This is a genomic window from Natrinema soli (assembly GCF_028618695.1).
Window position 1 is genome coordinate 1 of record NZ_JAQIVI010000505.1, and the last position, 6255, is coordinate 6255.

The 6255-nt window shown below is 64.3% G+C and carries 4 protein-coding genes and 2 pseudogenes; 3 read left to right on the plus strand and 3 right to left on the minus strand.

Going from position 1 to position 6255, the window contains the following annotated elements; translation table 11 throughout:
* From PGX04_RS25100 to PGX04_RS25110, 3 genes and pseudogenes are all read left to right on the plus strand, one after another.
* Positions 1–216 (plus strand): annotated as a pseudogene (locus tag PGX04_RS25100) (HdeD family acid-resistance protein); the annotation flags it as partial.
* Between the two features lie 200 nt (positions 217–416).
* Positions 417–1238: a DUF7344 domain-containing protein gene (locus PGX04_RS25105; protein WP_273740994.1), complete on the plus strand. Its 822-nt coding sequence runs from the start codon at positions 417–419 to the stop codon at positions 1236–1238.
* A gap of 13 nt (positions 1239–1251) precedes the next feature.
* A pseudogene (locus tag PGX04_RS25110) lies at positions 1252–1362 on the plus strand (alkane 1-monooxygenase); the annotation flags it as partial.
* Positions 1363–1401: 39 nt separating this feature from the next.
* Here PGX04_RS25110 and PGX04_RS25115 read toward each other — a convergent pair.
* The 3 genes from PGX04_RS25115 to PGX04_RS25125 all read right to left on the minus strand — a co-directional run.
* Complete coding sequence (locus tag PGX04_RS25115) at positions 1402–3093, minus strand: bacterio-opsin activator domain-containing protein (protein WP_273740995.1); 1692 nt, start codon at positions 3091–3093, stop codon at positions 1402–1404.
* Positions 3093–3554 (minus strand): response regulator, encoded by a 462-nt coding sequence (locus tag PGX04_RS25120; protein ID WP_273740996.1) that lies wholly within the window; start codon positions 3552–3554, stop codon positions 3093–3095. Before PGX04_RS25120 ends, PGX04_RS25115 begins: the two co-directional genes overlap by 1 nt.
* Positions 3547–6255, minus strand: a 2709-nt coding sequence (locus PGX04_RS25125) for a PAS domain-containing protein (RefSeq protein ID WP_273740997.1), incomplete at its 5' end; no start/stop codon positions are given. The genes PGX04_RS25125 and PGX04_RS25120, both read right to left, overlap by 8 nt.

Below are 6255 nucleotides of genomic sequence, written 5' to 3' on the forward strand. Positions count from 1 at the left end.
CGCGGTCGAACATCGGTCGCCGTCAGCGGCGTCATCGCGCTCGTCCTGGCCGGATTCCTCTGGATCGGCTTCCCGGCCACCGCGGCGTGGGCCGTCGGCCTGCTCGTGGGCGCGAACCTCCTCGTAACCGGGCTCTCGATGGTGGCCGTCGCGATGGCCGCTCGGCGTCCGATGGACGACGTGAGCCCGCCCGCGACCGAACCTCGCGGCGCGTGATCCGTTGTAGCCGTTCGAACGGACTGGTGCACTCGGACGGTCATTTCACTCGAGTTTCAGTGGATCGCCCGAGGTATCCGTGCGCGAAGTGAACGGTGAGAAGAACCGACCTTCAACGGGAGGCAATAGATTACAATTCGGTAACTGTGTGTCTGGACTGATACATTCTATTTATTACTCCGCGGGGGTATTCATCGGTAATGGATTTGCAGGAGGAAGGACTTATTCGGCTGCTTACGGAGAGCACTAATCGAGCGATTTTAACCGTTCTCACTAACGCTTCTCATGGGCTCTCTGTGACCGAACTTTCCGAACGACTCGTTTCGGAGGATGCGGGGGGACTCGACCAGACGGTCATCTCGCTCCATCACAACTATCTCCCCCGACTCGACGAAGTAGGATTGATCGAGTATGATCGCGACGAAAACGTCGTCACCGAGGGGAGCTACTCGGAGGCCGATGCCGAATGGATGAACGTCGACGTGCTCGACGAACTGCTCTCACAGTGTAGAACGGGACATAAAGCAGACGAGAACACTGTGGGACGACTTGAGGGTCGTGAAGCCGTGTACGACTACTGTCGGGACTTGGCCGATAGAGCGACGGATGAACTATTTCTGATCTATGCCTCCGACGAGTTACTCGACGAGGAGTGTCTCCCACATGCAGAGAATGCCATCGATCGAGGAGTCGCGTTATACGCCGGAACGAAAAGCCGAGAGGCCCGAGAATTCTTTCGGGATCGGCTTCCCGACGCGACGATATGGGACCCACAGATGGACTGGATGTATGAACAGTCGAGCCACCCCAGGGTGAGTCGACTGATCGTCGCCGATCGAGAGACGGTCGTCGTCGGTCTCTGGGACGAAGACGCGGACGGGACGAAAACGGAGATCGCGATGATTGGTGACGGAAAGACCAATCCCCTGGTGGTTCTCGTCCGTGAACTGCTCGGCCCTCGACTGGATCACCTCGATTACCAGAGTGACGATTTCCTGGGAGCCCTTCCGTTTGAAACGTGACCGGGAGTATCCGGAGCAGCTGACGGACCGGGTCGGCGTCGACGACGTGATCGTCCGGAATATCATCGCCGATCACGACGGCGTGTTGCGCTCTCACGAACTCCTCACAGAGCGAGTCCATCTCGGACAGGAGGGACAGACGTGTTCGACCCGGAAACGGCCCCTATTCGCCGAACATCGAACTGAAGAACTTCCGTTCTGCCGTTCGGAGGTGCTGGTTGAAGGTGGCGGGCGCGATACCGAGGCGCTCGGCGATCTCCTCGCCGGTGCTGCCCCGCGGCCAGTCGAAGTAGCCCGCGAAGTAGGCCGTCTCGAGGGCCGCCCGCTGTTTCTCGGTCAGTTCGTCCTCGAGGACGGACGACGAGCCGCTGTCGCTGCGCTCGCTGCGTTCGGTGGTCCGCTGTGCGAGGTAGGTGACGTCGTCGCGCTGGGTCCTGATGAGTTCGATCATCTGGCGTGTGTCCCGGCCGCGCGAGAGCTCGACGACGAAGCGGAACTCCCCGTCGTCGATCGTCGCCGAGGCGACGCGGCCGCCGTGGGTCGCGATCGTCTCGAACAGGGAGACGGCAGCGGGTGCGACGAGTTCGAACTCGAACTCGTCGCGTCGGGCCGCGAGCAACCGAACGTCAGTGATGCCGTCGGTTCGGTCGACGGTTTCGGTGAACGTCTCCTGCGAGACGCCGTGTGCCGAGCCGTAGGCCAGGAGCGTCTCGTCGCTGCCGACCAGTTGCTCGAACTCGATCGAACACGACTCGGTCGCCGAGAGTTCGACCAGTTCCTCGGCCATCGCCTCGACGCGGAACTCGAGTTCGACGACGGCGTCGCTGACGAGCGCGTCCCGGCGCTCGATCGCGGTGATCGCGTGGGCGACGATGTCGCCGATCCGACCGAGAACGGCGGTTTCGGGCCCCTCGAACGATCGCGGTGACGAGGAGTAAACGTTCAACACGCCGTAGACGAGGTCCTCGTGGGTGATCGGAATCGCGACCGACGACCGGTAGTCGCGGGCGCGTGCCGCCTCCCGCCACGGCTCGAACTCGGGAGCCGAGCTGGCGTCGTTCATCACCTGGACCTGCCCGGTCCGAATCGCCGTGCCCGCCGGCCCCCGTCCGCTCTCGTCGTCCTCGTCGACGGTGACGTCGATCTCGTCGAGATACCCCTCCTCGACGCCGGCCGCCGCCTTCGGGACGACGCGGTCGCTGCCGGGATTGACGCTGCCGATCCACGCGAACCGATAGGCGTCGGACTCGGCGAGTCGGTCACAGACCTCTTGTTCGAGTTCCGCGCGCGTCTCGGTCGTGATCACTGCGTGGGTGATGTCGTGGCCGATCCGGTTGAGCCGGTTGAGCGCCTCGAGTTGCTCGCGCTGCTGGCGGCGTTCGCGCTGCTGGCGGGCGCGCTCGATCGCGTGGTGGATCGTTCGCACCAGGAGTTCACTGGTCACCTCGTCTTTGACGAGGAAGTCCTGGGCACCGCGCTGGATCGCCTCGACGCCGACCTGCTGGTCGCGGACGCCGGTCAGGACGACGATCGGCGTCTCTCCGGTCTCCTCGTGGACCGTTTCGAGAGTGTTGAGCCCCTCGCTATCGGGGAGGTTCAGGTCGAGCAGGATAATATCGGTCGGCTCCGATTCGATCGTCTCGAGCCCCTCCTCGAGGCGGGTTTCGCGGGTGATATCGGGCGTCTGACTCGCCGTCTCGGTGGGGCTGACCCGCTGGGCGAGTTCCTCGGTTCCGCGGAGCATCTCCTGTATGAGACGGGCGTCACCGGGGTTGTCCTCGATCAGGAGGATGTGAAGCGCGTCCTCGGTCTCCGCGCCCTCCGTATCGGTGGTCCGGGTGTTCGTCTCGCTCATCAGTTGTCGACCTCCGGCGGGAGTCGGACGACCGAGAACCAGAACTTCTCGAAGGCGCGGACCGTCTCGATGAACTCGTCCGGATCGACCGGCTTCGTGAGGTAGGCGTTGGCGTGGAGTTCGTAGGACGTGACGACGTCCTCCTCCGCGCGGGAACTCGTCAACACGATCACCGGGATCGATCGCAGCACCGGATCGTCCTTGAGTTCCTCCAGAACCTCTTCGCCGTCCTTGCCGGGCAGATTGAGATCCAGCAGGATGAGGTCCGGACGCGGTGCGTCGGCGTACTCGCCCTGCTGGGTGAGAAACGCCAGCGCTTCGATGCCGTCGGAGACGACGTGGAGGTCGTTCTCGATCCGGCCCTGTTTGAACGCTTCCCTGGTCAGAGGGACGTCGCCGGGATTGTCCTCGACCAACAGGATCTGTGCCGGCTCGGACTGGGGTCGCTCTGGCTTACTCATCGGTCACTGGTTCCGTCGTCGGATCGGTCTCGGTGTCTGCCTCGCTGACCGGCGCGCGTTCCATCGCTTCGTCCGCGACGGGCACCGTCGGCAGCTCGATCGTAAACGTCGACCCCTCGCCGGGCTGGGAATCGACGCTGATCTCGACGCCGTGGCGCTCGGCGATTCGCTGACAGAGCGCGAGTCCGATACCGGTGCCGTCGTACTCCTCGTGGCTGTGGAGCCGATCGAACACCTGGAAGATGCGATCCGTGTCGCTCGAGTCGATCCCGATCCCCCGATCGCGAACTGAGACACTCCATGTTTCCCCATTATTTTCGGCGAATACGGATATACGTGGGGTTCCATCGCCGGAATAGGTAATCGCGTTATCGAGCAGATTCTGGAACAGCTGGCGGAGCTGTCCGGGATCGCCGTAGACCCGCGGCAGCGAGTCGACGCTGATCTCGGCGTCGGTCTCGTCGATCCGCACCTCGAGATCTGCCAGCACGTCGGCGATGACGTCCTCGCAGTCGACGGGGCAAAACGGATCGCCCTGCGTGTCGACTCGGGAGTACTGGAGCAGTCCGTCGATCATCTGCTGCATGCGCTGGGCGCCGTCGACCGCGAACTCGATGAACTCCTCGCCGTCGGCGTCGAGTTCGTCGGCGTACCGTTGCTCGACGAGCGTGAGGTAACTCGAGATCATCCGTAACGGCTCCTGTAGGTCGTGGGATGCCGCGTAGGCGAACTGCTCGAGGCGCTCGTTGGACTCCTCGAGGTCGTCGACCAACCCCTCGAGTTTGCGCTGGTACTCCCGCCGATCGGTCACGTCGCGCCCGATCCCGGTGACGACCGGCTCGCCGTCGGGATTCTCGAGCTTGGAGGCGACGAACTCGTAGGGGATTTCGGTTCCGTCTTTCGTCTGCACCGTCGCTTCGACGCGCGTGTGTCCCGTCTCGAAGGCGTTGGCGATCGCGGTCGCGACGTCGGTCGCGTCCTCGCCCTCGAAGAACTCGAGGGCGTGCATCGACTCGACCTCGGCGTCCGTATAGCCCGTCACGTCCGTGAGCGTCTCGTTCCACCGCGTGAGATCCCCCGTCTCGTCGAGGACGTAGAACACGTCGTCGACCGCGTCGAGCACGTCGTCGGTGTACGCACGGAACCGCTCGAGGCGGGTTTCACGCTCGCGCAGCTGGCGCTGTTTCGCCTTCGCCTCGGTAACGTCCTGAACCATGAGCATCCCGGCGAACACCTCGCCCCGGTCATCTTCGACCGGCACCGCGTGGGCCGACCACTCGCGGTCGTGCAGGTCGAACTCGAAGAAGCGGTGCTCGCCCGCGAGGGCGGCGTCGAAGTTCGCTTCGAAGGTCTCGCGCGTCTCTCCCTCGTAGCGCTGTCGAACCGTCTGTCCGACGAACTCCTGGACGGTGGCGTCTATCTCCTCGAGGATCTGCCCGCCAGCGAGCGTGTATTCCATGTTCTCGTCGAACAGCGCGACGAGCCCGTTCGGGAAGTGTTCGACGAGGGTTCGGTAGCGCCGTTCGCTCTCCGCGAGGTCGCGCTGGTGGGCTCGCTGCTCGAGTTCGTAACTGACCCACTGGGTCGCGAGTTCGACGAAGGACCGCTCCGCCGGAGTGAACGGTTCCGAACGCGCCGACTCGTCCTCGAAACAGAGGGTTCCGTACGGCTCGCCGTCGACGATCACCTGCCCGCCGAGGTACGAATCGAGCGCCCACTCGTCGTAGGCGTCCGCGCTGATGCCGTGCTCGAGCGGCGAGTCGGTAAACGCGAGCAGCCCGTCGGACTCGATGGTCCGCTTGCAGTAAGCGGTCGACAGCGGTGTGACTGAGCCCGGACGAAGCCGCTCGTTGGAGCCGCTCGCGTGAGTCACCTCGAAGCGGTCGTCGGCCTCGTCGATACGGGCCAGAAAGCCGCTCTCGAGCCCGAGGCGATCGCGTCCGAGCGCGAGCAGGTCGTCGACCTTCTCGTCGAAACGCAGCTCGCGGTCGGCGGTGATCGCGTAGAGGCGCTGTAAGGTGTGGTTCGTCTCCGCCAGCTCCCGTTCGGTCCCCTTGCTCTTAGTGACGTCCCGGAAGTAGACCGACAGCCCCGTCTCCGAGGGGTAGGCGTGGACCTCGTACCACGAGTCGAGCGGGGGAAAGTGCGCTTCGAAGCTGGTCGGCTCCTGCGTCTCCATGGCCCGGCGGTACTCCGCTTCGAACGTCGAATCGACCGCGGCGGGGAACCGCTCCCAGAGGTTCTCGCCGAGCAATCCCTCGCCCTCGGGATCGATCAGCTCCCGCGCTCGCTCGTTGACGTATGCGAAGTTCCAGTCTGCGTCCAGCCCGACGAACGCGTCCGTCACGCGATCGACGGTCGTCTCGAGTTCGCTCTCGAGGCGGGTGCGATCGGTGAGGTCCTCGATAGCCGTTTCGAGGAGATCGGCGACGCTCGCGGCGAAGTCGATCTCCCGGTCGCTGAACGCACGATCCGCCGGCGCGTGGACGCAGAGAACTCCCCACGGCTCCTCGAGCGAGCCGATCGAGACACCGATTCCAACGGAGCCGTCGATTTCGACGGCGTCGTCGCGGCCGTCGAGTCGATCGGAAGCGGACGGGTCACCGCGTCGGTCGTCGCGCTCGGCGTTCGTGACGACCGGCTCCGCGGATCGGATCGCAGCACCCGCCACCGAATCGGGATCGGTCGGTACCGTCACGGA